The organism is Aquidulcibacter paucihalophilus (genome assembly GCA_030285985.1).
Classification (GTDB): Bacteria; Pseudomonadota; Alphaproteobacteria; order Caulobacterales; family Caulobacteraceae; genus Brevundimonas.
This window is the reverse complement of record CP127384.1, coordinates 2,641,875-2,667,605: the sequence shown is the minus strand read 5'-3', so window position 1 is coordinate 2,667,605 and position 25,731 is coordinate 2,641,875. Positions and strand designations below refer to the sequence as shown.

Sequence of the window (25,731 nt, the reverse complement as noted above, 5' to 3'; positions counted from 1 at the left end):
TTCCTTTGTTGGACTTCCTGCCGCGACAGTCACAGCGGGCGGAGGGCCTCATCATCGGAGCCAGCGCCGGGGCCGCGGCCGCGCGGGGGAGGGGTGATCCCGCCTTCCTCGCCTGGCCGGACCCGGAGACGGTGCTTCTGCACGCCGCCCGCGGCTGCATGGAACACGGCCGCTTCATTAGCCAGGACCTGATCCGCAGGCTGGTGGCGGATTGGGCCGTTCATCACGGGCCCGGCCAAAGCGTCCTGCGCGACGTGACCCATGTCATGCCCCGTCAGTCGTCAGGCTTCATCGCAGCCGTCGCCCCCATCTGCCTGCGGGCCCGGGGGCGCAGCGGCGACGCCCAACGTGACCTTCATGCGCTGGGCATGGTGTTCCAGCAGCCGCCCGCCGATGTCGAAGCCCTGGAGGTCGCCGGCCGCTTCATCGGGCGCGCGCTCCTCGGTTACAGCCGCCGCATCACCTTCGAGCCTATCGCCTGGCTCGGCGACTCCTTCGTCGCCCGTGTCGCCTCGGGCGAAAGTCTAGGCCTCACCGAACGCCACAGCCTCGCCGCCGCGCTCGACCAGGCCCGGGCCGCGGTATGCGCCGAAGTCAGCTGGCCGGTCGCCATCCAGGCCTTGGCCGCCGTCAACGCCCGCCCGGCCGCCTTCATCATCACCGGCATGCTGCTCGGCGCGCTCAACGGGCTCAAACCCTTCAGCCGCCTACCGCCGGGGGAGGACGACGAGGAGCTGGGGATCCTGGCGCAGCGACTGCTTCAGGCGTCCATGACGGCTGACTCGCCATTGGGCCGCAGCAGGTCCAGGTGATCGACGCCGAGAGCCTGGGCCAACTCGAAGACCGTCACCACCGTTGGGTTTCGACGGCCGGCCTCGAGCGATGAAACATAGAACTGGCTCGTGCCCGCGCGCTCGGCCAGCTCTTCCTGAGTCAGGCCCTTCTCGATCCGCGCGCGGCGGACGTTTCGACCCACCAAAACGCGAATATCCATCCGCCAAGCGTGGCGGTCGCCGCGGGTTCGCGGTAACAACTATAATTGTTATTCGGTCTAGGGAGGCTTCATGAAACACACGCGCGCTGGCGGCCTGATCGCGGCCGCCCTCACACTCGCGCTCGCGGCTTGCGGCAACCAGCCGACCGCAGAGCCGCCAGCTGTGATCGCCCGGGCCTGCGTTTCGACGGGCCAAGAGGTGCTTTACGCGCCTGAGTGGGTGAAACCGCTCATGGGCCGCCACGTGACGTCGTGGCAGACCACCGACGGCGAGGACGTCATTTTCCGTGTTGAAAAGGCCAACCCGCTTAACGGCACGACCACTGTGGTCTCGCTGTTGTTTGCCCCGGTGGTCCAGCCGGTGGTGCAGGCGCCCTATTGCCAAGGTTACTACGAGCCCGTGCTTCTGGACGTGGATGGTGAGGAGCAGCCTGTGGGTCCGCTCAAGGCCCAGATGTTCGGCCTCCACATGTATGGAACGCGACACGACGGCATTTGGACGCCGTTCAGGAACGGGGGTGGCTACACCCTGGAGTTCGTCCAATGACGGACCGCCTGGACAGGCTGGAGCGTCTGGGTCGCCTGCGCGACCAAGGCCTGCTCACCGACGAGGAGTTCACACGCGAGAAGGCCTTACTGCTCGCCGGCAAGGAAGCGAACTCCGCCCCGACCGCTGACGCGGCGACGCCTGCATCTTCCGAGCCTGCTGGCGGTCACACCGGCCAGCCCGACCGGACTGCGTCTGATGCCGCCGCCACACCCTTCGTCGAAACGCCCGAGAACGCCGTCGCCAACGACCTGACGTCGACCCTTCGTCCCATCAATGGCGTGCCCGACGCATCGCAGCAGGTTGGGCGCGTGTGGGCGACAGCCGCGCTCTTGATCGCGGGGGAGTTCGTCTCGGAGGTCGGTCGCGTCAACCAAAGCTTGGCGGGCCGCTCCTGGACCTCCACCGTGTCGATGGGCGACGAGCTGCTGACGAGCGCCCTCAGCCTGAGCGTGAGCACCGTCGTGGTGGGTTTGCTCAGCCTCTGGATCGCACGCCGGGCCAGCCGTGTCGGCGTGGTCATCCTCGCAGTGATGACAGTCAGCGCCGTCGTCTGGCCCTTCATGTCGCCGGAGCCAATGAAGCTAGCGGCGAAGCTCGGCAGCGGCGGTTTGGCGGCCCTCGCGCTTTGGTATCTGATCGGAGTAGCCCGGGGTGCCTTCTGGCTGGCGGGCCGGCGACCTGTCGCTGGCAACCCTGCCCCGGCAGAGGCCCCCAGCTGGAAGGACGCCTGGGCGCGCGGTCGGGCGACGTCTGCGCCGACCCGCAAGATCATCGGCTGGATCGCCTTGGGCTGGCTCGGGCTCTTCCTGATCGGCGGCATCTGGTTCTGGTGGAGTACGCGGGACAACGAACTCGCGGCTAGGCCAATGGTCACCCCTGCTGCCAATGCGCCTATGCCCGCCGCACCGAATGTTGCCACTGCAGCGCCGGGCGGTGAGTTGATCCCCTTGCAGTCGCCGCAAGCCATAGTTGGTGTTTGGGTCGATGAAGGCGGTGGCTGCGCGAGCGACGCGGCGTTCGAGTTGGAGGAGGGCGGACGCCTGCTAGCCTTCGGGGTGCAGGGCAGTTGGTTGCTGTCCGCTGGGAGCCTGACCATGACGACCCAGGAAGTCGACATGGACACCGAGCAGCCCGTGGGTCCGGCTTATGAATACACCGGCGTGGTGCAGCTGGTGGGTCCCAACGAGTTTCATCTAACTGGAAACGGGCCAATGAGACGCTACAGGCGGTGCAACGCCGATGGCACCGAGCCTTGGTGATGACAAACCGGGACTCGTGAGAGTCCGCCCCGATAGACGCTATGAAAGGCCTGTATGCGCCTCCAGTCCTTGCCTCGCGGGACCTACGACCTCCCATCCGGCCCCTTCCATCTGTCCGTTCGTCACCTTTCAATGGGTCCGGCAACCGCCTTTCCGAGGCCAAGACAAAGCAAGAGGGGCCGGCGAACATGCCGGCCCCTTCGGAAGCAATATTCAAGACGGCGATCTGGCCGGAGAGCTTTAGCAGGACGGCCTCCACAGACGCCCAGTCATCAATTCGAGGCACGGTCTGGGCGGCGTCGTGCGGCCATATTAGCTGCGCGTTAGCGCCATTTCAGAGCGTCCTTAGCGCCATTCTACAGACGGCCCGCGCGGGCAAAGAAAAAGGCCAGCGGCAGAACCGCTGGCCTTGTCTACTCGGCAGGATGTTCAAGTTCAGATACGGAACTGGCGGCCGCCCAAGCCCCGCAGATCCACGATCCATGATCGCTTCGGGTAGTCAGGCCAAGCGTGGCGGTCGCCGCGGCTTCGCGCATGGTCGGCTGCGACGAACCTGACTTCGCCCGCATCGAGGCGGCGCTGGAGCCCATGAGCCGCGCGACCTTTCGCGCCAGTGATCACGGAGCGGGGCAGGCGGCCAAGATCTGCAACAACATGATCCTCGGCATCACCATGCTGGGCACCTGCGAGGCGGTCGGGCTGGCCGAGAGGCTGGGGCTGGATCCGGTGAAGATGTTCGACATCGTCGCCAAGTCGTCGGGCCAGAGCTGGTCGACGACGACCTACTACCCCTGGCCTGGCCCGGTGCCGACCGCGCCGTCGAACCGCAACTACGGCGGCGGCTTCGCTACAGCCATGATGCTCAAGGATTTGAAGCTGGCCCAGGACGCGGCAGCCAAGGTTGGCGCCTCGATGCCCCTGGGTGCCCAGACCGAGGCCCTGTTCCAGATGTTCAACGGCCTTGGCTATGGCGGTCGCGACTTCTCGGCCATCCTGCAGATGCTGCGTGGTCAGCTGGATGGGCTGCCCACGGCCTAACCTAATCAATCTGTAACGTGACACCCGCGACGGCAGACCTAGGTTCGGGAGCAATCTGGAGAAACCGCATGTTTGACCGCCGCTCAGTAATCCTTGGCCTTGGCCTGTCCGCTGTCGCGCCTGCTGCACTCGCCCGCTCGGCCCTTGGACAAGCCGCCGAGGGCGCTGACGACGCCGCGCTGATCGAGGCCCTGGACGCCGCCTTCATGGAAGGCGTGCGCGCTTCGCCCGAAACCATGACGCAGCTGGGTATGAAGGAACGCTACAGCGAGCTGGACGATTATACCCCCCGGGCGGCGGCGGCGCGGTTGGCGCTGGGCGAGCGTCAACTGGCGAATATCCAGGCGCGCTTCGGCGGGGCTCAACTGTCGGAGCAGGGCCAGCTGTCGCTTCGGCTCTATCGCGACGCCTTCGCCCAGCAGCGTGAGATGTTCCGCTGGCGTCGCCATCAGTATCTGGTCTCGACCAACGGCAGCGTGATGGGGCAGCTGCCGGTCATGCTGATCAACGCCCACGGTGTCTCGAGTGTCGAAGATGCCGAGGCCTACGTCTCGCGTCTCAACGCCGTCGAGCGGGTCATGAACGAGGTCGCGGCCGAATTCGCCGCCCGCGTTGCCGATGGGCTGACGCCGCCGGCCTTCACTTATGAGCCTGTCGTGCGCGACGGGCGCAACGTGATCACCGGCGCGCCCTTCGGCGAGGGTGAGGACTCGCCTGTCTGGGCCGACTTCCAGGCCAAGGTGAATGCGCTCGAAATCAGCGCTGGGGAGAAGACGCGCCTGCTGGAGGCGGGACGCGCAGCCCTGACCGGACCCTTCAAACGCGGCTATGAACGTATGCTGTCCGAGGTCGAGCGCGTCGGCGCGACGCACGACCGCAATGACGGGGTCTGGGCCCTGCCGGACGGTGCGGCATTCTACCAATCGTCGCTGAAATTCTACAACTCGACCGACGACACCGCCGACTGGATCCATGAGACCGGTCTGTCCGAAGTCACGCGCCTGCATGGCGAGATGGACGTGATCCGCAATCAGGTCGGTTTCGCGGGCACTCTGCAGGACTTCTTCCAGCATCTGCGCACCGATCCGCAGTACCAGTATCCGAACACCGCCGAGGGCCGGGAGCGGTTCCTGGCCGACAGCCGTGCCTATATCGCCCAGGCCATGCAAGCCGCGCCGCAGTGGTTCAGCCAGCTGCCGCGCACGGCGCTTGAGGTCCGTGCGGTCGAGGAATGGAGGCAGGCCACGGCCTCGGTCGCCTTCTACAACCCGCCCTCGGCGGATGGGGCGCGGCCCGGCATCTACTATGTGAACCTCGCCGACATGACCCAGGTGTCAAAGCCGCAGGCCGAAGCGATCGCCTATCATGAGGGCGCGCCTGGGCATCACTTCCAGCTGGCGCGGGCGCAGGAGCAGGAGAGCCTGCCGATGTTCAGGAAGTTCGCCTTCTACGGTGCCTATATCGAGGGCTGGGGCCTGTACGCCGAAAAGCTGGCCAAGGAGATGGGCTTCTATACCGATCCGTATTCGGACTTCGGCCGTCTGTCGCTGGAGCTGTGGCGGGCAATCCGCATGGTGGTCGACACGGGTATCCACACCCGTCGCTGGACCCGCGAGCAGGCGATCAGCTACTTCACCGAAAACACCATGATGTCGGAACTGAACATCCGTCGCGAGGTGGAACGCTACATCTCCGACCCAGGTCAGGCGACCAGCTACAAGGTCGGCCAATTGAAAATCTTGGCGCTGCGGGACGAGGCCCGGGCGACGATGGGCGACCGCTTCGACATCAAGGGCTTCCATGAAGCGGTGCTGGGCGCCGGCGCCCTTCCCCTGGCGGTGCTGGAGGAGCGTGTGCGCGCCTGGGCCGCAGCCTGAACCGTTAGCCTGCGTTGGGTTGCGAGCCGTTATCAAACAGGGGTTTACGTCCTTTTGTCCGGCTCAATCGATCGGCATGGATGAGGTGCTCGGGCCGCTCGAGGAGATCGGCGGGTTCGTCCGATTCACCAGCGCGGACGAGTTCCAGCTGAGCGGTCCAGATGGAATGATGACGCGGTATCGTCGGTGTATCGGCGAGATCGAACCTTGGCGCTCTCCCCAGGGCGTCACGGGCGAGTTCAATCCGACACCCTCCGGCTCATGGCGGACCACAGGCTGCGGGACGTACGTTCTGGGCGAAGACGGGCGGGCGATCACCGCGGCGGCGGAAGATCAGATGGCGCAACGGCATCGAGCCTGGTCCCGCGGCTGCGGACCTATGGCATGGACACTGACCTGCCCGGCCCCTTCGAAGACCTTGGCGGCTTCATCGAGATGATCAGCACGGACGCGTTTCGGCTGACGCGCGGCGGCGAGGTGACGACCTACTACCGCTGCTCGAGCGACGGGCAGGTGCCTGGACGTTAGAAGGCCGTGGGCAGGAGGGGACCAAAATAGGTAGAATTAATTCTGCATATTCAACGCGTACTGGTCGCTTTTGCCTTGGTGCTATTTGCGGGATTCAAGACCTTTATTGGAGTCTCAGTTTTAACGCGGGCGCAGACGCGAAGCGTCATGCATCACCAGCGCCTCGTCGTCGAAAGCGAAGCCGCTGCGGGCCAGGATGAGTTCCGCCTGATCGGCGGCGGGACCCAGAGACCCGGCGGCCTGTGAGAAGGCTGCCTTGCCCAGGTTATGTACGGAATAGCCGCACCGCTTGCCTTGAATCGGCCCGGAGGATTCGTGCTTTTTGACCCGCAGGGCCGCGCGGAGGTGCTGGCCGCGCTGACGTACGACCGCCTCGGGTACAACAGCCTTGGGGTCCAGGTCCTTCATCAGATAGCGCGTGAGCCGGCGCTGGAAACGGACCACCGCTCCCCGCCCGGGTACCGATCTCGGCGCCCGCGGCTCAATGGCCCTGAACGTCGACCGTCCCTCTTTATTGCGCTGAACCAGGGCGTGGCCGGTATGTCGCTCCAGAAACCGGCAGATGATCTTGCCGAGCTGTGGGCGGTTCCGCTGGGGCGCGTGCATCAACAGATGGGTGTGCAAGCCCAAGTGAGCGCCACGCTCATGACACCAGATCCACGAGAGTGGGATCGGTGCGCTGGCGCCGGTCGCCGGATCCCGCTTGCGCTGCGACCACTCCCTGAGGCGGGCGAACAGGGCTTGGGTAACCGCCTGGATCTCGGCGTCGCTCGCCATGCCCAAGGTCGTCCAGGAGATGGTCGCGAAATAGGTCAACGGCATACCCAGCAGATTCGCGCGCAGAACCGCCAGGTACAGCTTCACGATGTCGTCGGCGGTAAGACAGGTCGTCTGACGCGTGGCGCGGCGCGGTCGCTGACCGGGGCTGGCCATAGCCACCAGCATGCATGTTTCCAGGGCCTGGAAGTAGCTCGGCTGGTGCTGCACGACCGTCAGTCCGTGCGTCAGACAATGCAGCTTCTCGCCGGGCAAAAGCACCTCGCCGGGCAGGGAGCCGGCGAGGCGTTCTGGCTTCAGGAAGCAGGTGTCGAAATCGACCTCGATGCAGGGGCTGCCAGGATGCGACGGCGTCATCACCTGAGGCCCTGTTCGATTTCGCGCAGGGCCCAGGCCGGCAGGTCATCAAGCTGGAAATAGGTCCACAGGGCCCTGGTGCTGGCGCAGTCCGGGCAGGGCTCGTTGGCCGCAACAAGACAGTCATGGTGCGCATCAAACAACGGGGCGGCGATGCCCGATGGCGGCTCGCCGCCCGCCGACGGGAACGCCGGCGGGGCGGCCTTGGACGGCGCGTTGATCAGGATGCCGGCTGCCCGTGCGACAAGGCCGCTCAACGCCGACAAGACATAGGTCAACATGGCCTTCATCACGCCGGCTCCTGGGACACGGCGTCTGTCGGCCAGAACGGGTTGACGGCACCTACGACCGACCCAGCGCTCTGGTCTTCGGTCTGCTGCAGGCGGGTGGCCTTTTCGGCTTCGTTCTCGAGGTCGCGTTGATACTCCACCGGCCAGTCCTCGAACGGCAGACACAGACGTTCCCGATCGCGCTGATGGCGGCGGTCCAATTCCCGTTCTTCGTGCCGGCTATAGCGCGCCTCGTCCTCGTCGCGGTCCGGCTGCTGATCGCTGCGGGTGAGATCTTTGATCTTCATTACGAGCCCTCCGTCTTGCGGGCTTCGTCGGCGGCCACAGGGGTCGGAGCGACTTCGGCGGGCGAGGCGGCGCTCGTCCAGTCCCACGTGATCCCGGCGGGCCCGGCCTGCGTCGGTTTGGCAGAGTCCGGAGGGGTCAACCCTTTGTGCGCCACCTTCTTGGGCTGGCGGAGTTTGCGGCGGGGTGTGCCCTTGACTGGGCAGTCGGCGTAATATTGCCGAATGACCCATACGGGAGTCTTCGGCATCGGCAGGCTCTCGGCGTACTTCTGCTGCTCTTCGGCTGTTTTCGGGTGTTCCATCGGCTTGAAGGCCAGCCGCGGGGTCTTGGTCGGGGTGAGTTTCACAGAACGTCTCCTTGGGTTGAGTAAGTCGGTGCCCGGGCGAACCGAGCTGATGCTGAAAATGTCCGATGCAGTTCGTGCGGCCCTGCTGGCCAATGGTCGTCTGCAGCGGGAGTCGGAGGGCCGGTCGATGGATCTGACGCCGGTGGTGAAGCTGTTCAGTCCGGACGGTGCGGCGACCTGGCTGCTGACGGAGATCGACCCGGACAACACCGACATCGCCTTCGGTCTGGCTGACCACGGCTTCGGCAGTCCGGAGTTGGGCTACGTCAGCCTGACCGAACTCGGCGCGGTACGCGGCGGCTTGGGCTTGCCGGTCGAACTTGATCGCTACTTTCGAGCCGACAAGCCCCTGTCCGCCTACGCTGCGGCCGCGCGCGAGGCGGGCCGCATCGTCGCCTAGCCCGGGGCGTCGAACGCGCCGAACAGGTCGACTCCCGGCGGCGGCGTCGGCGGCTGCGCGCGTGAGACCTTCGTGCGTGCCGTGGGCCGGCGCCATCGCGTCTTCGCCGGCGGGGTTACGGGCGGCGTCTCCAGGTACTGCAGCATCAAGCCAGCGAAGAACTCGCGGTCGGCCTGGTCGAAAAACAGACGAATGCCGGCGCACGACGGGCGGATCTCGTTAACGTACAGCGCCGTCGACAGGACGGTCGGCGACTGAATGTCGTCGTGGAGGTCGCGCCAGCAGGGGTGGATGAGGCGGTGGGGCCCGACCGGAAAGTCGACCCCTTTCCGGATCTCGTCCGGCAGCGGCATGTGCTTCAGCTCGTCGATCGCGGCGTAGCCGCTCAGCACGAACTCCCCGAACAGGCGGTCGGGGTCAGGCTGCTGCAGCGGCTCGCTATCGTCGAGCGGGCAGCCGCGGCAGAACTCTGGCGCGGGCCCCGCGCCCGGACGACGATCGCATGCGAACTGCTGGGAGATGACTGAGTGGCTGGCAGCCAGCTGAAGCTGGTGACGGCGGTCTGCGCCGGGGCGCTTGTCGAGGCTTGAGGTCAGCAAGCTGTCGAGGCTTTGCTTCGACACTAGCGGGCCTCCAGGTCGAGACCGAGCGCTTCGCTAACGGCGCGCGGATCGTACAGGGTGACGCCACCGATGCGGATGCCCCGCGGAATGCGACCCTGCGCGATCCAGGAATAAGCGGTCGAGCGGGAGATGCGGAGCCAAGCCATCAGGTCGGCTAGGCGCATGTAGGGATTGCGGGTGACAAAGGGGTGGTGAGAAGGCGACATGAAAACCTCGAGTGCGGTTGGGGGAGGCCCCGAGTGGTGGAAGGCATCCCGCGCGACCAGAAGGATTCATCAAAATTGTCCTGGACCCGACTTTTCGACTCTATTCGCCTTGACTTGACGAGGGTTTTCTGAATCCGAGGAAATTTCGTCCGCTTCCAACGTAGTTCTTGATGGCTTCGAACTGCGCTGGAGGACGAATAGTCGTACCCTCTAGGGCTGCTAGGCTCTCTGTGTGCAGCCAATTTGCCAAGGCTTCATCCGATTTGTTTTCCGGCTGCGATATGGCGGATTTCGGCCGCAATGACTGTCGCCTCGCAACCAAATATAGCAAGGACTTGAGAGCATTGACCTGCTTAGGCGAGACACGTTCACGGCTTTCTCTCAGCGCCTGAAGTTCGAGCTCGAGATCACCTATGCGAGTTGCCTGCTTGCCTACCAGCAGGGTGAGCGCCTCGTATCGGTGAATGAAGAGGCCTTGAACTAATGTTGCGCCTGAAGTTCCGGTACTTTCGGCGATTTCGAACACGACTTTCGGCTTCAACGAGCAGTGTTTACCCTGACGCAATGTCCTCCGGTCAGAGGCTAAAGCTTTGTGCAGTCTGACTATGCTTGCAAGCTCAGGCAGTTCATCCCCGAGATAGAACTGGTCAAGGGTGAACCTCTCAATCGCCCGTTCCGCTTGTGGGCCTTCAAGCAGGAATCCATGGAGCAGCAGCGCTGCAAAGGCAGCCGACCAGGTCTCGGCGACCATCGCGCGGTCGATCCGTTCCCTGCATCTTGGGTCTCGGAGCAAGTCGCACGCAGGGTCGTAACGGCGTGGCAGATCTGCCTCAACGTCTCTAACTGCCCCGCTCTGCAAGAACGAGAGAAGTGTTTTGCGCTCGCTCATCTAACAACTCGCGTCACGAACAAATTCGCGGAATGATCTTGTGGCAATCAAGTTAGCCTCGGCGCCTGGACGGTCTACCCTACGATTTCGATCAAGCGCTTTTCCCACAACTCGAGCGCCTTTCGCCTTTCGCCAAGGTACTCGTTGGTGTCGTAGTGAACCATCGATACCGCCGCGCCTCCACCGGCGTCGGTCGTGTGTCCCAGGACCTTTGACCGGATGAAAGGGCTGATGCCCAACCGCTCGCTGGTCAGCGCCGTAGCACCGGTTCGCCGCAGATCATGCAGCGTGGCTCCCTCTACGCCCGCGCTGGCGCAAAGTCGGGCAAGGGCGCGAGACAGGCTCATCGGATCGATGGCGACCTCCTTATGGCGCGCGTTGGGGAAGACCAGACTTGCATCTTCGCCACCGACCTTTTTCGACAGTTCCATCGCCTCTTTGATCAGTGCGATCGACTGAGGCGGCAGGGGCACGGTGTGCGGCCGGCCGGCTTTCATTCGGGGTCCAGGGATCAGCCAGACTGCATCGTCAAGGTTCACCTCAGCGAACGTCATTCCGGCGATCTCTGACCTGCGTTGCAGAAGCAGGGCGCAGAGCATGATGGCGATGCGTGGCTGGCGGCCGACGAAACATTTCCGTCCCTGCTTGTCGGTCAGCGGACCCTCGGTGTTGAGAGCGACCCACAGCGCCCTCAGTTCGTCGTTTGACCAGACCCGGCGCCGTGGCTCCTGGTCCACAAACGGTGCAAAGCCGGTTGCAGGGTTGATCTGCACCAGGTCCTCCGAAATGCCATAGGCAAACACTTGGCGAATGACGGCCTGGCAGCGGTTCGTTTGGGGGCCGATGCCTTTGGCGACCATTCCCCTGAGCAGTTCCTTGATCGTCTTCCGAGTGATCGAAACAAGGGGCAGGTCGCCCAGAACGGGCTTTATGTGGCGTCTTATGATGCCCTCTTCGTAGTCAAAGGTGACTTCGCGCTTTCTCTTGCCTTTCGGCTTCCACTCCCCGGCACGGCTCGCCTGGACATACTGGTCGTACAGCTGGGTAAAGGTGAGCGGCGCCTCGACCGGCTTCTTGGCCTGACGCTTCAGCGCAGCTGGGTCATTCCCGGCCTCAACCTCGCTGCGGATACGTCCCGCTTCGATCCTGGCCGACCTCAATGACAACTGAGGAAACTGACCCAGCTTCAACCTTGGCTGAGCGCCATCGACCCCCCGATATCGGATGACAAACGTTTTCAGCCCGCGGTCGGTTACGCGCAGGCAAAGGCCCGGGGCCTTCAGATCCCAGAGCTCGAGACGTTGGCCGGGTAGTGCTTTTGCGCCGGCCACAAGCTTGTCGGTGAGAAGCAGTTTCGGCATCGATTCTCCCTGTGCCCCAGACCGCCCATGGGGCACAAAATGCCAGGATTTGGCTGGATTTCGATGTAGCGCCTCGGACGGGCTTGTCCACCAAGTTTCTGATAAGGTTGCAAAAACTGTACCTATCTGGACCACCTCGGACGGGGCCTTGAAGGTTTCCTAAAGCAGAGGTCGGGGGTTCGAGTCCCTCCGGGGTCGCCACTCACCGCTTGCGTTTGAAGATCATCACCGCCGCCATCGTCAGGATGACGGCGGGCACGAGGATCAGCAGCCACGACAGAATACGTTCGATGTCCATGGCGCGCCCCTCCCCGGGACGGGCGCAAGGGGCGCGTCCCCGGCCCGGAAGTCAAACGGCGCTGTTCAGCGCCATTTCGAGCCTTCGCCGTGTTTGCCGTTGCTTTCGAACACCGGCGGCGCGGCCTTGTGGATGAACTGCTCCGACACCAGCCAGCCCTTCAGCGGCCGCAGCACGGCCAGACAGCCGATCACCAGCAGGGGCATGGTCACGACCAGATGCACCCAGATCGGCGGGTGGACGGAGAACTCGAACCACATGAACAGCGCCATGCCCACGATCCCCACCGCGCTCATGCCGAAGAAGGCGGGGCCGTCGGCAGGCTCGGCGAAACTGTAGTCGAGGCCGCAGGCGGGGCAGGCGTCGCGGATCGTCAGGAAGCCCGTCAACAAAGGCCCCTCGCCGCAGCGCGGACAGCGGCAGCGAAGGCCGGTCGAGAGGGTGTTCAGACGGGGATACTGGGGCTCGGTCACAACGGAATCCTGACGGGAAGGCCGCACCGCATGTCGGTGCGCGGGACCGCTCCCGCAACCGGTCGTGATGTCGCGGGCCCGTTCGTCAGGGCGTCGGCTCGCCCCGCGTGGCGTTCCAGACGAAGACAAATGACCGCTGCTCCGCCCAGGTCTGACCCTCGATCCGGTCGTCCGTCAGACAGGCGGCGGTGTGGTAGGGCCCGACCCCGTCGGTGGTGCGGAAGGACACGCACACCCGCCCGTTCTGGGCCTTCCAGCGCCCGGCCTCGATCGTGCTGTCGTAGAAGTCGCCGCTGACCGTGCCGTCCGCCGCCAGCGTCAGGTGCATGGCCTTCACATAGGGCTGCGCCGGATCGGTCGACAGGTCGACCGACCAGGCACCGTTCATGGCCTCAGGCGTCGGCGCCGTGGCTTGCAGAACGGTGGCGGCGAACAGGGACAGCAGGGACATGGGACCTCCGGATTCCGGCCACAGCTACGCTTTGATCAGGCACCCGGATGCCGGTCATCGGTCACGCCCTGTTAACTGCGCTGAAAGGCCGTTCGCGCGAGGGTGCGCGCGCATGTCCGGGGCCTCCGCCAGAAAACGCATCCTCAAGACCTCCGTGGCCGCCGCCGCGGCGGGGGCCGTCCTGTTCGCGCCCCTGGCACCGCTGGCCCAGGAGGTCGGCGCGCCCCTCGATCCGGTGTCGATCCGTATCGGCTCCAACACCGAATTCACCCGCATCGAGTTCGCGGGCGTCATCGGCGCCCGGTCGCAGGTCCGCCGCGAGGGCCGCGAGGTCGTCGTCCGCATCGGCTCGACCGCCGCGCCCGATGTGTCGCGCCTGAAGGTCAATCCGCCACGCGGCGTCGAAAAGGTCGAGACCCGGGCTGTTCGCGGCGCCACCGAACTGGTCCTGACCCTCGCCGAGGGGGCCGACGCCCGCACCGGCTCGGCCGATGGCGCGGTCTGGCTGAACCTCTACGCCACGCCCCCGGAAGCCGCCCCGGTCGAGACGGCCGCCACCGCGGTTCAGTCCGTTGCCGTCACGGCGGTGGCCACCCCCGCCAAGGTCAGCCTGTCCTTCGCCTGGGCCGCCCCGGTCGGCGCCGCCGTCTTCCGCCGCGGCGAGGCCGTCTGGGTGGTATTCGACAACCCCGCCCGCCTGGAGATGCCCGGCACCGGTCAGCTGGGTCCCGTCTCCGACGCGCGCTGGACCGCCGGCCCGGACCACGTCGCCATCCGCATCGCCGCGCCTGAAGGCCTCGCCGTTTCGGCGGCGGCCCAGGGCGCGACCTGGACGGTCACCATCGGCGGCCAGCCCATCGCCGTCGAGGGCGTCGCCATCGACCGTCAGGACGACGGCGAACCGGCGCTCGTCGCCCGCATGGCCGGCGCGACCCGCGCCGTCTGGCTGACCGACCCCCTGGCCGGCGACCGTTTCGCCGCGGTCACCGCCCTGGCCCCCGGGAAGGGCTTTGCCGACCGCCGCCGCACCGTCGACCTCGCCCTGCTGCCGACCGCCCACGGCCTGGCGGTCGAGACTCTGGCCAGCGACCTTGCCATCCAGGCCGACGGCGATCTGGTCACCCTCAGCCGGCCCGGTGGCCTGACCCTGTCGCCGCCGTCGGCCGCCCTCGACGCTGCCTCGGCCGAGGACGGCGCGCCCCGCCGCGCCAAACACCCGGGCCTGATCCTGGCCGAATGGGGCGAGCCCGGCCACGACGGCTTCTCGGCCCGCTACCGGGCGCTCCAGGACGCGGCCGCCCGGGAGTCCATGGCGGCCGGCGACGACCCGCGCGCCCCCGCCGAGGCCCGCTTCGCCCTGGCCCGTTTCCTGGTCGGCTCCAGCCTCGGCTATGAGGCTGTCGGCGTGCTCAACAGTATCGTCGCCCAGGCCCCCAGTATGGCCGGCGAGCCGGAGCTGCGTGGCCTGCGCGGCGCGGCCCGCGCCTCGATCGGCCGGATGGCGGAGGCCCAGGGCGACTTCGCCTCGGCGGCCGTTGCATCGGATCCGGCTTCGGCTGTCTGGCGCGGCTATATCGCCTCGACCCAGGGCGACTGGGAATCCGCCCGTCAGGCCTTCGCCGCCGGCGCCTCGGCGGTGGACGAGTTCCCGGCCCCCTGGCGCGCGCGCTTCGGCGCCGCCCACGCCATGGCCGCACTGGAGACCGGCGACCTCGACGCCGCCCGCGCCCTGCTGGCCTACAGCTTCAGCCAGAACGCCCCCGCCGCCGACCAGCTGACCGCCCGGCTGGTGCAGGCCAGATTGTTCGAGCTGGACGGCCAGTCCGACCGCGCGCTGGCGGTCTACACCGCCATCGGCCGCGCGCCGCTGGACGCCGTCTCCGTGCCCGCCAAACTGGGTGTCGTTCGCCTGTCTCTCGCCAAGGGCACGATGAAGGCGGATGCGGCGGCCAGTGAACTGGAAGGCCTGCGCTGGCGTTGGCGCGGCGACGCCACCGAACTGGCGGTCATCCGCCAGCTGGGCCAGCTCTATCTGTCGCAGGGCCTCTACCGCGAGGCCCTGACCGCCCTGAAGGGGGCCGGCCCCAATATGCACCGCCTCGAGGGTGCCGCCGAAATCCAGGCCGATCTGGGCGCCGCCTTCCGCATGTTGTTCCTCGAGGGCGGGGCCGATGGGCTCCAGCCCGTGCAGGCGCTCGGCCTCTTCTATGACTTCCGCGAGCTGACCCCCATCGGCGCTGACGGCGACGAAATGGTCCGCCGCCTGTCGCGCCGTCTGGTGGATGTCGACCTGCTCGACCAGGCCGCCGAACTGCTCAAATACCAGGTCGAGAACCGGCTGGAGGGCGTGGCCAAGGCCCAGGTCGCGACCGACCTCGCCACTGTCTATCTGATGGACCGCCAGCCCGAGCCGGCGCTGCAGGCCATCTGGAACTCGCGCACTACCATCCTGCCGATGGCCCTGAACACCGAGCGTCGTGCGCTCGAGGCCCGCGCCCTGATGGATCTCGGCCGCTTCGACCATGCGCTGGAGGTGCTGGGTGCCGACACCACGCCTGAGGCACGTGAGGTCCGCGCCGAGATCTTCTGGAAGCAGAGCAACTGGGCGTCGGCCGCCGCCCTCTACGAGAGCCTGCTGGGCGACCGCAACCGCAATCCGGCGGCCTTGTCGGTCGTTGAGGAGGCCCGGCTGATCCGCGCCGGCGTCGGCTATTCCCTGGGCAATGACGCTGCGGCCCTGAGCCGGCTGTCACGCAACTATCGACCGTTCGTGGCCGGAGCGCGGGCGAAGACCGCCCTCTCGATCGCCCTCGACGACGGCGTCAGCGGCGGTGCCTCGCCCGGCGATTTCGCCGGCCTGGCCGCCTCGGCCGACACCTTCGCCGGCTGGGTCGCGGCCATGAAGGCCGATCTCAGAACGAAAACGGGCGGGAACCGACCCGCGGCGCCCGCCCGTCCTGCGTAAGCCATCCCCCCGTCAGAGGGGACCGGTTCTTACTTGTTCACCGCATCCTTGAGCGGCTTCGACACGCGGAAGCGCACGGCCTTGGAGGCGGCGATCTTGATCGTCGCGCCGGTGGCCGGGTTGCGGCCTTCACGGGCAGCGCGGGCGGCGGTGTCGAACACGCCGAGGTTCGAGATGCGCACGTCGCCGCCGCCGATCAGCGACTTGTGGATGTTCTTGACGAGGGCGTCGAGCATCCGGCCAGCGTCAGCCTGGCTGACACCGGCGTCCTTGGCGACGGCGGCAATGAGTTCTGCTTGGGTGGTCATATGGGTCGTTTCCCGATGAAAGCTCGTCCCGATTCAGGGACGATGACGGGCGGATTGACGCCGCTTTTTCTTCCCTTGGCAAGCGACTTCGCCGCTGTAACCCCCACGGCGTGGGGATTTATCCGGTACCGGACGCTCGCTGGAAGCTCTCGACCAGGCTTCCGGCGACCAGTCTCCAGCCGTCCACGAGCACGAAAAAGATCAGCTTGAACGGCAGTGAAATCACCACCGGAGGCAGCATCATCATACCCATGGACATGAGCACGCTGGCGACCACCAGATCGATCACAAGGAACGGAACGAAAAGGAGAAATCCGATTTCGAAGGCCCGCTTCAACTCACTGATCATGAAGGCCGGAGTGACCACTCTCAGGGGCAGGTCTGCGGCGGCCGTCGGGGCCTCCAGATTGGACAGGCGGACGAACAGCGCGAGGTCGTCCCTGTCCACCTGACCCAGCATGAAAGTCTTCACAGGTTCCGAGGCCGCATCGAAGGCCTGGGGCAGCTCCATCTGCTGATCCAGCAGGGGGCGGATGCCCGAATCATAGGCGTCCTGCCAGGTCGGGGCCATGACGATGGCGCTCAGGAACAGGGCCAGCGACACCAGCACGGCGTTCGGCGGCGACTGCTGCATGCCCAGCGCGGTGCGCAACAACGACAGCACCACGATGATCCGGACGAAGCTGGTCGTCATGATCACGATCGACGGCGCCAGCGACAGCACGGTCATCAGTCCGACCAGCTGCACGACCCGTTCGGTCAGGCCAGAGCCGGTGCCGAGGTCGACATTGATCGCCGCGCCGGGGCCGCCCGCCGCCGCGATGTCCTGGGCCAGGGCCGCCAACGGCCACAGCAGGCAGAAGCCGGTGGTGATCAGAGAGAGGAATGCCGCGCGCTTCAGCTCGGCGCGGGTGGGCATGACGAAGACGCCCTTGAGAGTCACTTCCCGGCCTCCGGTCCGCGCGGCTCGATCAGTTCGCGGCCCTCGCCGAGAATCAGCAGCCGCTCCTCGTCATCGATGCGGACCAGCACCAGCCGGCGCGCGGGATCCAGCACCAGGGTCTCGACCACGGTCATGCGCCGCTCGCCCCGCTCGGCGCTGAGCCGGGCCAGCAGCTGCGGCAGGTATCGCCGTGACGCCCAGGCGGCGAGGCCGATGATGCCGAGGGTAAAGGCGAGGGCGAATATCCCCCTGGCGAGGTCGAGGAAAAAATTCATGCCCCCAGCCTTCGGTGATCATGGTTAACGCCGCATTGAGATAACCCCCCGTTAACCATGCAGGCGGCAGTTTCTGCCCATCTCAATGCGGGCGATCCGCGCTCTGACGTTTAGAACTGGGAGGCTCCCGTGGGCTTCACCGACCTGCCGCTGCTCAGCCAGATCAAGGGCCGCCTGTCCTGGCTGGACGAGCGCCAGCGCGTCATCGCCCAGAATGTCGCCAATGCGGATACGCCCGGCTACGCCAGTCGTGACCTCAACCAGCCGACCGATTTCGCCCGCGCCCTGGCTGAAGGCGGCGGCGGCGTTCGCATGGTCCGGACCAGCGCCATGCATATCGCTCCGGCCGGCCAGACGGCCCGGTTCGACACCCGGGCCGCGCCCGATTCGGAAACCACGCTCGACGGCAATTCGGTCGTCGTCGAGGAACAGATGCTCAAGATGGCCGAGAGCCGCATGGCCTATGACGCGGCCATCGGCTTCTACCAGAAGTCCATGCAGATGCTGCGCACGGCCGCCCGGCCGCCCGGCCGCTGATCGAGGAATAGCCCATGCCTGACCCGATCCCGCCCCGTAACTCCGCCATGGCCGTCGCGGCCAGCGCCCTGCAGGCGCAGCAGTCGCGCATGCGGATCATCGCCGAGAACATCGCCAACGCCCAGTCGACCGCCCCGACCGCGGGCGGCCAGCCCTATCGCCGCCAGATCCCGGTCTTCCAGGCGCGCGAGATCAACGGCTCCACCGGCGTCGTCCTCGCTGAGGTCCGGCCCGACATGGGCGACTTCAAGACCGAGTACGACCCGACGCATCCGGCGGCCAACGCCGAGGGCTATGTGCTGCGGCCCAACGTCGACACCCTCGTCGAGGCCATGGACATGCGCGAGGCCCAGCGCGCCTACGAGGCCAACCTGAACATCATCGAGACCGCGCGGGCCATGGACGCCCGCACCCTCGATCTGCTGAAGAAATAGGATCTGAGCGATGAACCCCTTGGCCGCGGCGCGTGCCTATTCGGCGATCCAGGGCACGGAGATGCCGGCGTCGCCCGTCGGCGGCGCGGGCCAGTCCGGCTTCGCCGACATGCTCACCAGCGTCATGGGCGATATGACCCAGGCCTCGCGCGCCGCCGAAACCCAGATGGCGTCCGCCGTCCAGGGGCAGGGCAGTCTGATCGACGTGGTCACCGCCGTCTCCTCGGCCGAGGCCTCGCTGGAAACCGTCATGGCCGTGCGCGACCAGGTGATCCAGGCCTATCAGGAGATCATGCGGATGCCGATCTGACGGCTCCCGGCCGCCAGGCCTCAGCTGTTCGGTGCCCGTGCGCGCAGCCACTGCGACAGCACCCATTTTTCCCCTGAGGTCGGCGGCAGGCCGGCATGGCGCGTGCGCCGGTCGATGGAACCGTCGGGCAGGGTGTTGGCCCACAACAGGGCGTCGCCCTTGCGGCCGCGGTGCCTCAGACCGCCGGCCTCGAACGCCGTCTCCCCGCCCTCGAAATCATCATTGAGAAACACCAGACAGGTGGCGATCCGCTGGCCTCGCTCGACCAGGTCGCCGGCATGGCCGGGCGTGGCGGGGTCCAGCCAGTCGACGTGCCAGTCGAAGGTCTGACCGACCGCATAGTGCAGCACCTGCGTCCACTCGAGACCCGGAACGGGCAGCCCCGCCGCCCGCGCGATCCGCTCGCGCACCACAGTCAGCACCACGTCCATCCGGGTCAGATCGAACAGGGCGGCGTCATTGGTGCGGACGCTCTCGCGCCGGCCTTCTCCGGTCTCGGGATCATAGACCAGCGCCGGCTCGGTCACGGCCCCGGCCTGCGCCTTCACCCAGTCGCAGACCGCCTCCGGCAGGAAGCCGTCGATGGCGAAGATGGCCGGTCCCTGACTCAGCCTGCGGGGCGGGGGCGGGGTCAGCCAGGCGGCCAGGTCGATCCCCGCGCCGTTCGACAGCAGGGCCAGTTGCCGCGCCGCGGTAGGGTGTCCCAGCCTCGCCGCCTGCGTCAGCCGCTCCATGGCGACCCGCCAGTCCTGTGGCAGGCCCAGTCCCATGGCGGCCAGAACCGCCAGCCGATGCGCGGACTCGGGGTCGCCGGCGTCGGCCGCCCTGGCGAGGGCGTCAGGATCGTGGGGGTCAGGCATGCTCACCCGCCTGTTCTAGCCCAATTCCGGCCCGGTGCGAGGCCCTATCCTTCCAGCGAGACGACCGGCCGGGCGACCACCCGCGGCCGCGACCTCGACCGGCCCTTCAGCCAGGCGCGGATGCGGTCCTGGATCGGGGTGTCGATCAGGACGTGGAACAGCCAGGCGAAGACGAAGGCCGCCGTCACGCCCATCCCCCACAGCGCCCACTGGGCGGCGACGGGCAGGGCGAGTTTCGCGATCATCACATTGGCCACGCCGAACCAGGCGATCCGCACCACCTCATTGGTGATGAACATCGAGAACGAGACCTGCGCGGCCTTCTCCACCCATTTCGAGGGGCGCGGCGTCGGCGTGGCGCCGGCCGCGAGGATGATGGTCGAGATACAGACCAGCGAGATCAGCGCGTGTTTGTCGAAATACTGCACGAAGGCCAGCGCCACGGCCGCAACGATCCCGGCCCAGCCCGCCAGCTTCGGCGCGATCCAGACCTTCTGGGCGAACCAGGCCAGGGCCATGCCGAGGAAGAACAGCGGCAGGGCGCGGAAAAAGCCGTAGCCCATCGGCATCTGGTAGACGGGATAGCCCAACAGGCTCCAGGTCAGCTGGTTGGCGACCAGATACAGGCCGACGCCGAGGGCCAGCACGCTCCACGGCCCCAGCCGGACCAGACCCTTCAGGATCCACGGGAAGGCCAGGTAGCAGCCGATCAGGGCCGAGATCGACCAGCTCGGCGCGTTCCAGCCGTAGCCGCCGGGAACCCCGAACGCCTGCACCAGGCCCAGCTGGGCCCAGAGCTGGTCCCAGGCGAACCATTCCGGGGCCCGCGGCCCGACCCCGATCGCCGTCCCCCCGACGACGAGGGCAACCAGGCTCAGTCCCATGATGATGTGCGCGGGCCAGACCCGCAGGAACCGCTTGGCGAAGAAGTCGCCGGCCGACATCCGCCCTCCGGCGAGCGAGCCGCCGTAGACCCGCATCAGCACATAGCCGCTGTCGATCAGGAAGAAGTTGGTGAGCAGGAAGCCGCCCCGCTCGAACACCGGATGCAGACCCTCGGCCAGGGCGATCGGCCCGGCCCCCTGGAAGTGATGCAGGATGATCAGGGCGGCGACAATGAAGCGCAGCGCGTCCAGCCATCCACCGCGCACGATGGGCGGTGTCTCGTTTCGGGTCGAAATTGCGGTCCAGGCCATGGAATTCACCTCGTCTGAGGCGAATTCCGCAAGGAGCGGGCCGTATCAGGCGGCGGTCATGACCGGCCGGCGCTGGAAGCGGCGGACGTTGGTCAGCTCGGCCTCCCCGAAATCGACCGGCTTGCCCCCGCCTCCCGCCAGCGAGAGCGGGGCCAGATCGGCGGTGTCGAGGTCGGCATAGGCCAGTCGCGCCGCCCGGAACCCGGCCCCGCGCAGGTCGGCGTCGGCGAAGCTGACGTCGCGCAGGTCGGCAGAGTCGAACACGGCACCCTGAAGCTGGCTGCCCTGGAAGCTGACACCCGCCGCGATGGCTCCGCGCGCCGAGAGCGCGGGCAGGGTCCGCCCGCTCAGCCGGCCGTCCAGCACCCGAAGGTCCCGACCATCGAGATTGGCGGGCTGGCCCTCGCGGCCATTGGTCTCCGCCCAGCGCTCGGCCAGGTCCAGCATCTCGAGCATTTCGTCACGCGCGGCCAGCGCCTCCGGGCCTGGATCGAGCAGGCAGCCGGCCAGGCTCTCGGGCGGCAGGCCCAGCTTGGTCACATCGATTCCGGTCAGGACGGCACCATGGAAGGTTGCCCCGCCCAGCTGGGCGCCGGCCAGGTCAGCGCCGGTCATGATCGCGTCGGCGAAGACGGCGCCCCGCAGGTTGGTGCCCCGCAGCTTGGCGCCCTTGAGGGAGCAGTTTGAAAAGTCGACCTTGCCGGCCTTGGCCTCGGAGAGGTCCGTGCCGTTCAGGCTGGCGGCGGCTCCGTTCACACGGACCAGCTGGAAGCCTTCATGCGCCGTGGCGAGGACCGCCCGGCGCATGTCTGCGCCGTCCAGCACGGCGCTGTTCAGCCGCGCGCCGGACAGGACCGCCCCGCGGAAGTCGGCCTGCGGGGCCCGGATCAGCGTCAGGTCCGCGCCGGACAGGTCAGCCGCGAAGAAGGAGGCGTTGGCGGCGCTGGCCTGTCGCAGGTTGGCACCCCGCAGATTGGCACCGGTCAGGTCGATCTCGTCGAGGATCCGGGCCGTCAGGACTTGGCCGGGCAGTTCGGCGAACCGCAGGAAGGCGCGCATGCCGCCGGACTGCCGGCGCACATAGCGCTGGTGCTTCTGCAGACTCGCGGCCAGTGCGTCCGGACTCAACAGCAGGCGGTGCTTGGCGGGTTTCGAGCGGCTCAACGGCGGTCCCTTCAGGCGGGGGCCTACGCCTAGAAAAAGAATCTCCCGTTAATTTCCGCTGGGCTTCAGTCCCGGTCGCAGAGGTAGATCGTGCAGGTCGAGGCCCCGCCGGTCAGGGGATTGTCGAAGGCGACCACCTCGGCCCGGATGTTCACGAACACGGCCTCGAGCACGGCGATGAAGGCCTCGTCCGGCCCCTCGTCCGACCACATGGCGAAAACTCCGCCGGCGGCGATCCCGTCGCGCAGTCGCCCCAGCCCCTCGACCGAATAGAAGCGCGCGTGTTCGGGGTGAAGCAGGGCGCGGGGGGAGTGGTCGATGTCGAGCAGCACGACGTCGTATCGATCCGCCACCGCCCGGGCCGCGTCGAACCAGCCGAAGAAGTCGCCGTGCTTCAGATGGCAGCGCGGCTCCTGCCCCAGGCTTTCGCCCAGCGGCACCAGCCCGGCTTCATGCCATTCGATCACCGGTGCCAGGGCGTCGACGACGTCCACCGACGTCACCCGATCATCGGCCAGCGCGGCGCGCGCCGTATAGCCCAGCCCCAGCCCGCCCACGAGAACCTTGAGCGACGTGCCTTTCGCTGCGGCCAGACCGCGCACGGCCAGTTCTGTCTCGCCGACCGTGAACAGGCTCGACATCAGATGCTCTTCACCGAGGATGACCTCGACCACATCCGCGTCGATCGCCGCCACCCAGCGTCGCCGCAGGATCAACGGCCCCATGGCGGTGGCGCGATAGTCCAGTTCCTCGATCAGCCGACCCATCTCAGCCCCTGACCAGCCGGAGAAACTCTTCCCGTGTCCGGGCGTCGTCGCGCACCACGCCCAGCAGGGCACTGGTGGTCAGGCTGGCACCCGGCACGTCGACCCCGCGCAGCGTCATGCAGCTGTGCTCGGCCTCGATGACCACGCCGACGCCCTGGGGCTTCAGAACCTCGTCGATGGCGTTGGCGATCTCGGAGGTCATCTTCTCCTGGATCTGCAGACGGCGGGCATAGCCGCGCACCACCCGCGCCAGTTTGGAGATGCCGACCACCCGGTCCGTCGGCAGATAGCCGACATGGGCCACGCCCACGACCGGCAGCATATGGTGTTCGCAGAAGCTGACGAACCGGATGTCCTTCAGCACGACCAACTGGTTGTAGCCGCCGACCTCCTCGAAGGTCCGCTCCAGATACTGGCGCGGTTCGACCTCATAGCCGGCGAACAGCTCCTTGTAGCTACGGACCACCCGCGCCGGCGTGTCCAGCAGACCCTCCCGGTCGGGGTTGTCCCCGGCCCATTCGATCAGGGTGCGCACGGCGGCTTCGGCGTCGGACTGGGAGACGGGGGGCTTGGTCATGAGGCCTGACATAGAAGGTCGATGGTCGGGGGTCGAGCGGAGGGGTGGTTGGCGACTGGTGGTTGATGGTCGCACATGCCGATAGCGCTCCGTCGCAAGCCACCTCGCGGTCGATCGGCGTCCGTCCGGCCTTGCACCAGCCACCCATCACCAACCACCCGCCACCGCACTAACCCCTCGTTAACCACGCTCCCGGCATTTTCTGCCCGGTGCGGCCTCAAGCAGGCCGAAGGCCGTCAGGCCACCGAATAGTGTGGAGCGTAGAATGAACGGCGCGGAAGTGATGGATGTGGGGCGCGACGCCCTTTGGCTGACGATCCAGCTGTGCGCGCCGGTTCTGCTGGTCGGCCTGGTCGTCGGCGTGGTCATCGGCCTGTTCCAGGCCCTGACCCAGATCCAGGAGCAGACCCTGATCTACGCCCCCAAGATCATCGCCATCTTCATCAGCCTGCTGCTGTTCCTGCCGCTGATGGGAGCGCTGCTGGGCGGTTTCATGCGGACGATCGCGGCGCGCATCGCCGGTATGTGACCGGCATGGGACGTCGTTAGGTGGAGCCCTGGGCGACATCGGACCAGGTCTGGCAGGGGGCGCTGATCTTCGCGCGGATCGGCGCTGTGCTGCTGATGCTGCCGGGCATCGGCGAAAGCTATGTCTCGCCGCGCATCCGACTGTCGCTGGCCCTGGTCGTCAGCCTGGCCCTCTGGCCGGTGATCGCCGGCGTCCTGCCGGCCCTGCCCGCGACCATCGGCGGCATGACGGGCTGGATCATCCGCGAGGTGATCGTCGGCCTGATGATCGGTGGCCTGCTCCGGTCCTTCCTGACCGCCCTGGCCACCGCGGGTGAGATCGTCGCCCTGCAGACCACCCTGGCCTTCGCCCAGACCGCCAATCCGATGCAGACGCAGCCGGGCTCGACCATCGGTGCCTTTCTGATGCTGCTGGGCACCACCCTGATCTTCGCGACCAACACCCATCACCTGTTCATCGCGGGCCTGGTCGGCTCCTATGAGCTGATCAGTCCCATGGCCCCCTTGGTCACGGGCGACTTCGTCGAACTGGCCATCCGCACCCTCGGCGACGCCTTCATGCTGGGCGTCCAGCTGTCGGCGCCGCTGCTCGTCTTCTCCCTGATCTTCAACCTCGCCTCGGGCCTCGTCGGCCGGGTGATGCCGTCCTTCCAGGTCTTCTTCGCCGCCGCCCCGCTCAGCATCCTGCTGGGCCTGTCGGTCTTTGCCCTCAGTCTCGGCGTGGTCGGTACGGTCTTCATCGACCGCTACCGCACCCTGGCCCGACTCTTCGTGGGAGGCGCCGGTGGCTGAAGGCACCGATCCCGAGTCGAAGACAGAAGAGGCAACACCGCGAAAACTTGCGGAAGCACGCAAGAAGGGCGACGTCGCCAAGTCTCCGGATGTCGCGGCGGCCCTGTCCCTGGCGGGTGCCGCCGCCGTGGTGCTGATGTCGGGCGGCTGGTTCGCCAACTCGATGGCCGAGCAGCTTCTGCCCTTCATCGCGGCGCCCCACACCATGCTCGGCGGCCTCGAGACCGGAGCCGGTGTCGAGATCGGGGCCATCGCCCTGTGGGCGGTTGCGCCCTTCCTCGGCGTGGTCATGCTGGCCACCATTCTCGGCGGCGTCGGCGGCAATGTCGCCCAGTCCGGCCTGATCTTCACCGCCGAGAAGCTGAAGCCCGACTGGTCGAAGGTGAATCCCATGGCGGGGTTCAAGCGCATCTTCGGCCCCGACGGCCTGGTTCAGTTCATCAAGACCTTTCTCAAGCTGATCGCGGTCGGCGTCATCTGCTGGCTGGTGCTGAAGCCGCACCTGCGCGAACTCGAGAACATGGCCGCCATGCCGCCGGCGATGATCCTGCCCATGGCGCGGGATCTGGCCCTGGCCCTGATGATGGCGACCATCATCTTCCTCGCCTTTACTGCCGGCGCCGATTTCCTCTGGCAGCGCTACCGCTTCGCCGAGCGGATGAAGATGACCAAGGAAGAGCTGAAGGAGGACTACAAACAGTCCGAGGGTGATCCGCACGTCAAGGCCAAGCTCCGGCAGATCCGGGCCCAGCGCAGCCGCCAGCGGATGATGCAGAACGTGCCGAAGGCCACGGTCATCGTCACCAACCCGACCCACTATTCCGTCGCGCTTCGCTATGAACCCGGCGAGGGCGATGCGGCACCGATCTGCGTCGCCAAGGGCGTCGACGCCTTGGCCATGCGCATCCGGGAGGTGGGGCGCGAACACAATGTCCCGATCGTCGAGAACGTGCCCCTGGCCCGGGCCCTCTACGCCGCGGTCGACATCGACGAGACCATCCCCCGCGAGCATTTCGAGGCGGCCGCCAAGGTCATCGGCTTTGTGCTCCAGAAGCGCAAAAAACGTTGAT

At 66.8% G+C, this 25,731-nt stretch carries 32 protein-coding genes and 1 pseudogene; 14 read left to right on the top strand and 19 right to left on the bottom strand.

The window, feature by feature from the left end; translation table 11 throughout:
• The first annotated feature begins 5 nt into the window (after nucleotides 1-5).
• Complete coding sequence (locus KB221_13105) at nucleotides 6-812, top strand: hypothetical protein (GenBank protein ID WIY69009.1); 807 nt, start codon at nucleotides 6-8, stop codon at nucleotides 810-812.
• Here KB221_13105 and KB221_13100 read toward each other — a convergent pair.
• Entirely contained in the window at nucleotides 761-994 is a 234-nt protein-coding gene (locus KB221_13100) for a helix-turn-helix transcriptional regulator (GenBank protein ID WIY69008.1), read from the bottom strand. The two genes, KB221_13105 and KB221_13100, sit on opposite strands and share 52 nt — an antisense overlap.
• A gap of 70 nt (nucleotides 995-1,064) precedes the next feature.
• On the opposite strand from KB221_13100, the gene KB221_13095 reads away from it, so the two are divergent.
• The 5 genes and pseudogenes from KB221_13095 (at nucleotide 1,065) to KB221_13075 (ending at nucleotide 6,246) form a co-directional block, all read left to right on the top strand.
• Nucleotides 1,065-1,541, top strand: coding sequence for a hypothetical protein (locus tag KB221_13095; protein WIY69007.1), 477 nt, complete (start codon nucleotides 1,065-1,067; stop codon nucleotides 1,539-1,541).
• Nucleotides 1,538-2,803 carry an SHOCT domain-containing protein gene (locus tag KB221_13090; protein ID WIY69006.1) on the top strand — a complete coding sequence of 422 codons (1,266 nt, stop codon included), beginning with the start codon at nucleotides 1,538-1,540 and terminating at the stop codon, nucleotides 2,801-2,803. Before KB221_13095 ends, KB221_13090 begins: the two co-directional genes overlap by 4 nt.
• A gap of 534 nt (nucleotides 2,804-3,337) precedes the next feature.
• Nucleotides 3,338-3,841: pseudogene (locus tag KB221_13085) on the top strand (NAD-binding protein).
• Nucleotides 3,842-3,909: 68 nt separating this feature from the next.
• Nucleotides 3,910-5,718 carry a DUF885 domain-containing protein gene (locus KB221_13080; protein WIY69005.1) on the top strand — a complete coding sequence of 603 codons (1,809 nt, stop codon included), beginning with the start codon at nucleotides 3,910-3,912 and terminating at the stop codon, nucleotides 5,716-5,718.
• 384 nt (nucleotides 5,719-6,102) lie between these two features.
• Complete coding sequence (locus tag KB221_13075) at nucleotides 6,103-6,246, top strand: hypothetical protein (protein WIY69004.1); 144 nt, start codon at nucleotides 6,103-6,105, stop codon at nucleotides 6,244-6,246.
• Between the two features lie 120 nt (nucleotides 6,247-6,366).
• Here KB221_13075 and KB221_13070 read toward each other — a convergent pair whose 3' ends face one another.
• From KB221_13070 to KB221_13055, 4 genes are read right to left on the bottom strand one after another with little or no spacing between them, the layout of a single operon-like run.
• Nucleotides 6,367-7,383 (bottom strand): hypothetical protein, encoded by a 1,017-nt coding sequence (locus tag KB221_13070; GenBank protein WIY69003.1) that lies wholly within the window; start codon nucleotides 7,381-7,383, stop codon nucleotides 6,367-6,369.
• On the bottom strand, nucleotides 7,380-7,670 hold the full coding sequence (locus tag KB221_13065) for a hypothetical protein (protein ID WIY69002.1): 291 nt from the start codon (nucleotides 7,668-7,670) through the stop codon (nucleotides 7,380-7,382). The genes KB221_13070 and KB221_13065 overlap by 4 nt, the downstream gene beginning before the upstream one ends.
• Complete coding sequence (locus KB221_13060) at nucleotides 7,670-7,957, bottom strand: hypothetical protein (GenBank protein WIY69001.1); 288 nt, start codon at nucleotides 7,955-7,957, stop codon at nucleotides 7,670-7,672. The genes KB221_13065 and KB221_13060 overlap by 1 nt, the downstream gene beginning before the upstream one ends.
• Nucleotides 7,957-8,304 carry a hypothetical protein gene (locus KB221_13055; GenBank protein WIY69000.1) on the bottom strand — a complete coding sequence of 116 codons (348 nt, stop codon included), beginning with the start codon at nucleotides 8,302-8,304 and terminating at the stop codon, nucleotides 7,957-7,959. Before KB221_13055 ends, KB221_13060 begins: the two co-directional genes overlap by 1 nt.
• 49 nt (nucleotides 8,305-8,353) lie before the next feature.
• On the opposite strand from KB221_13055, the gene KB221_13050 reads away from it, so the two are divergent.
• Complete coding sequence (locus KB221_13050) at nucleotides 8,354-8,704, top strand: DUF2958 domain-containing protein (GenBank protein WIY68999.1); 351 nt, start codon at nucleotides 8,354-8,356, stop codon at nucleotides 8,702-8,704.
• Here the strand turns inward: KB221_13050 and KB221_13045 are convergent.
• The 6 genes from KB221_13045 to KB221_13020 form a co-directional block, all read right to left on the bottom strand.
• Nucleotides 8,701-9,327 (bottom strand): hypothetical protein, encoded by a 627-nt coding sequence (locus tag KB221_13045; GenBank protein WIY68998.1) that lies wholly within the window; start codon nucleotides 9,325-9,327, stop codon nucleotides 8,701-8,703. The genes KB221_13050 and KB221_13045 overlap by 4 nt on opposite strands.
• Nucleotides 9,327-9,533: a helix-turn-helix domain-containing protein gene (locus KB221_13040; GenBank protein WIY68997.1), complete on the bottom strand. Its 207-nt coding sequence runs from the start codon at nucleotides 9,531-9,533 to the stop codon at nucleotides 9,327-9,329. The genes KB221_13045 and KB221_13040 overlap by 1 nt, the downstream gene beginning before the upstream one ends.
• Before the next feature lie 100 nt (nucleotides 9,534-9,633).
• Nucleotides 9,634-10,422, bottom strand: a complete 789-nt coding sequence (locus tag KB221_13035) for a hypothetical protein (GenBank protein ID WIY68996.1) — start codon at nucleotides 10,420-10,422, stop codon at nucleotides 9,634-9,636.
• 74 nt (nucleotides 10,423-10,496) lie between these two features.
• Complete coding sequence (locus KB221_13030; GenBank protein ID WIY68995.1) at nucleotides 10,497-11,783, bottom strand: integrase arm-type DNA-binding domain-containing protein; 1,287 nt, start codon at nucleotides 11,781-11,783, stop codon at nucleotides 10,497-10,499.
• Between the two features lie 363 nt (nucleotides 11,784-12,146).
• Entirely contained in the window at nucleotides 12,147-12,554 is a 408-nt protein-coding gene (locus KB221_13025; GenBank protein ID WIY68994.1) for a DUF983 domain-containing protein, read from the bottom strand.
• 85 nt (nucleotides 12,555-12,639) lie between these two features.
• A complete protein-coding gene (locus KB221_13020; GenBank protein ID WIY68993.1) occupies nucleotides 12,640-13,005 on the bottom strand; it encodes a hypothetical protein in 366 nt (121 codons plus the stop codon).
• Nucleotides 13,006-13,117: 112 nt separating this feature from the next.
• Between KB221_13020 and KB221_13015 the strand changes: the two genes are divergently transcribed.
• Nucleotides 13,118-15,970 carry a hypothetical protein gene (locus KB221_13015; protein ID WIY68992.1) on the top strand — a complete coding sequence of 951 codons (2,853 nt, stop codon included), beginning with the start codon at nucleotides 13,118-13,120 and terminating at the stop codon, nucleotides 15,968-15,970.
• 29 nt (nucleotides 15,971-15,999) lie between these two features.
• Here KB221_13015 and KB221_13010 read toward each other — a convergent pair whose 3' ends face one another.
• The 3 genes from KB221_13010 to KB221_13000 all read right to left on the bottom strand — a co-directional run bounded on the left by KB221_13010 (nucleotide 16,000) and on the right by KB221_13000 (nucleotide 17,496).
• On the bottom strand, nucleotides 16,000-16,278 hold the full coding sequence (locus tag KB221_13010; protein ID WIY68991.1) for an HU family DNA-binding protein: 279 nt from the start codon (nucleotides 16,276-16,278) through the stop codon (nucleotides 16,000-16,002).
• Nucleotides 16,279-16,396: 118 nt separating this feature from the next.
• Entirely contained in the window at nucleotides 16,397-17,197 is an 801-nt protein-coding gene (fliP, locus tag KB221_13005; protein ID WIY70928.1) for a flagellar type III secretion system pore protein FliP, read from the bottom strand.
• 20 nt (nucleotides 17,198-17,217) lie between these two features.
• Complete coding sequence (locus tag KB221_13000) at nucleotides 17,218-17,496, bottom strand: flagellar biosynthetic protein FliO (GenBank protein WIY68990.1); 279 nt, start codon at nucleotides 17,494-17,496, stop codon at nucleotides 17,218-17,220.
• A gap of 129 nt (nucleotides 17,497-17,625) precedes the next feature.
• On the opposite strand from KB221_13000, the gene flgB reads away from it, so the two are divergent.
• The 3 genes from flgB to KB221_12985 are packed head-to-tail and all read left to right on the top strand — an operon-like array spanning nucleotide 17,626 to nucleotide 18,777.
• A complete protein-coding gene (gene flgB, locus KB221_12995) occupies nucleotides 17,626-18,033 on the top strand; it encodes a flagellar basal body rod protein FlgB (protein WIY68989.1) in 408 nt (135 codons plus the stop codon).
• A 14-nt stretch (nucleotides 18,034-18,047) separates the two neighbouring features.
• Entirely contained in the window at nucleotides 18,048-18,467 is a 420-nt protein-coding gene (flgC, locus tag KB221_12990; GenBank protein ID WIY68988.1) for a flagellar basal body rod protein FlgC, read from the top strand.
• 10 nt (nucleotides 18,468-18,477) lie between these two features.
• A complete protein-coding gene (locus KB221_12985) occupies nucleotides 18,478-18,777 on the top strand; it encodes a flagellar hook-basal body complex protein FliE (GenBank protein WIY68987.1) in 300 nt (99 codons plus the stop codon).
• 20 nt (nucleotides 18,778-18,797) lie between these two features.
• On the opposite strand, the gene KB221_12980 is transcribed toward KB221_12985, so the two are convergent.
• The 5 genes from KB221_12980 to folE form a co-directional block, all read right to left on the bottom strand.
• A complete protein-coding gene (locus tag KB221_12980; protein WIY68986.1) occupies nucleotides 18,798-19,637 on the bottom strand; it encodes a 2OG-Fe(II) oxygenase in 840 nt (279 codons plus the stop codon).
• A gap of 44 nt (nucleotides 19,638-19,681) precedes the next feature.
• Entirely contained in the window at nucleotides 19,682-20,833 is a 1,152-nt protein-coding gene (locus KB221_12975) for an acyltransferase (GenBank protein WIY68985.1), read from the bottom strand.
• A gap of 45 nt (nucleotides 20,834-20,878) precedes the next feature.
• Complete coding sequence (locus KB221_12970) at nucleotides 20,879-21,997, bottom strand: pentapeptide repeat-containing protein (GenBank protein ID WIY68984.1); 1,119 nt, start codon at nucleotides 21,995-21,997, stop codon at nucleotides 20,879-20,881.
• A gap of 65 nt (nucleotides 21,998-22,062) precedes the next feature.
• A complete protein-coding gene (locus KB221_12965; protein ID WIY68983.1) occupies nucleotides 22,063-22,764 on the bottom strand; it encodes a hypothetical protein in 702 nt (233 codons plus the stop codon).
• A 1-nt stretch (nucleotide 22,765) separates the two neighbouring features.
• Nucleotides 22,766-23,341 (bottom strand): GTP cyclohydrolase I FolE, encoded by a 576-nt coding sequence (folE, locus tag KB221_12960; GenBank protein ID WIY68982.1) that lies wholly within the window; start codon nucleotides 23,339-23,341, stop codon nucleotides 22,766-22,768.
• 265 nt (nucleotides 23,342-23,606) lie between these two features.
• Between folE and fliQ the strand changes: the two genes are divergently transcribed.
• From fliQ to flhB, 3 genes are read left to right on the top strand one after another with little or no spacing between them, the layout of a single operon-like run.
• Nucleotides 23,607-23,870 (top strand): flagellar biosynthesis protein FliQ, encoded by a 264-nt coding sequence (fliQ, locus tag KB221_12955; protein WIY68981.1) that lies wholly within the window; start codon nucleotides 23,607-23,609, stop codon nucleotides 23,868-23,870.
• Between the two features lie 20 nt (nucleotides 23,871-23,890).
• Nucleotides 23,891-24,661 (top strand): flagellar biosynthetic protein FliR, encoded by a 771-nt coding sequence (gene fliR, locus KB221_12950; GenBank protein WIY68980.1) that lies wholly within the window; start codon nucleotides 23,891-23,893, stop codon nucleotides 24,659-24,661.
• Nucleotides 24,654-25,730, top strand: a complete 1,077-nt coding sequence (gene flhB / locus KB221_12945) for a flagellar biosynthesis protein FlhB (protein WIY68979.1) — start codon at nucleotides 24,654-24,656, stop codon at nucleotides 25,728-25,730. The genes fliR and flhB overlap by 8 nt, the downstream gene beginning before the upstream one ends.
• Nucleotide 25,731 lies beyond the last annotated feature (1 nt).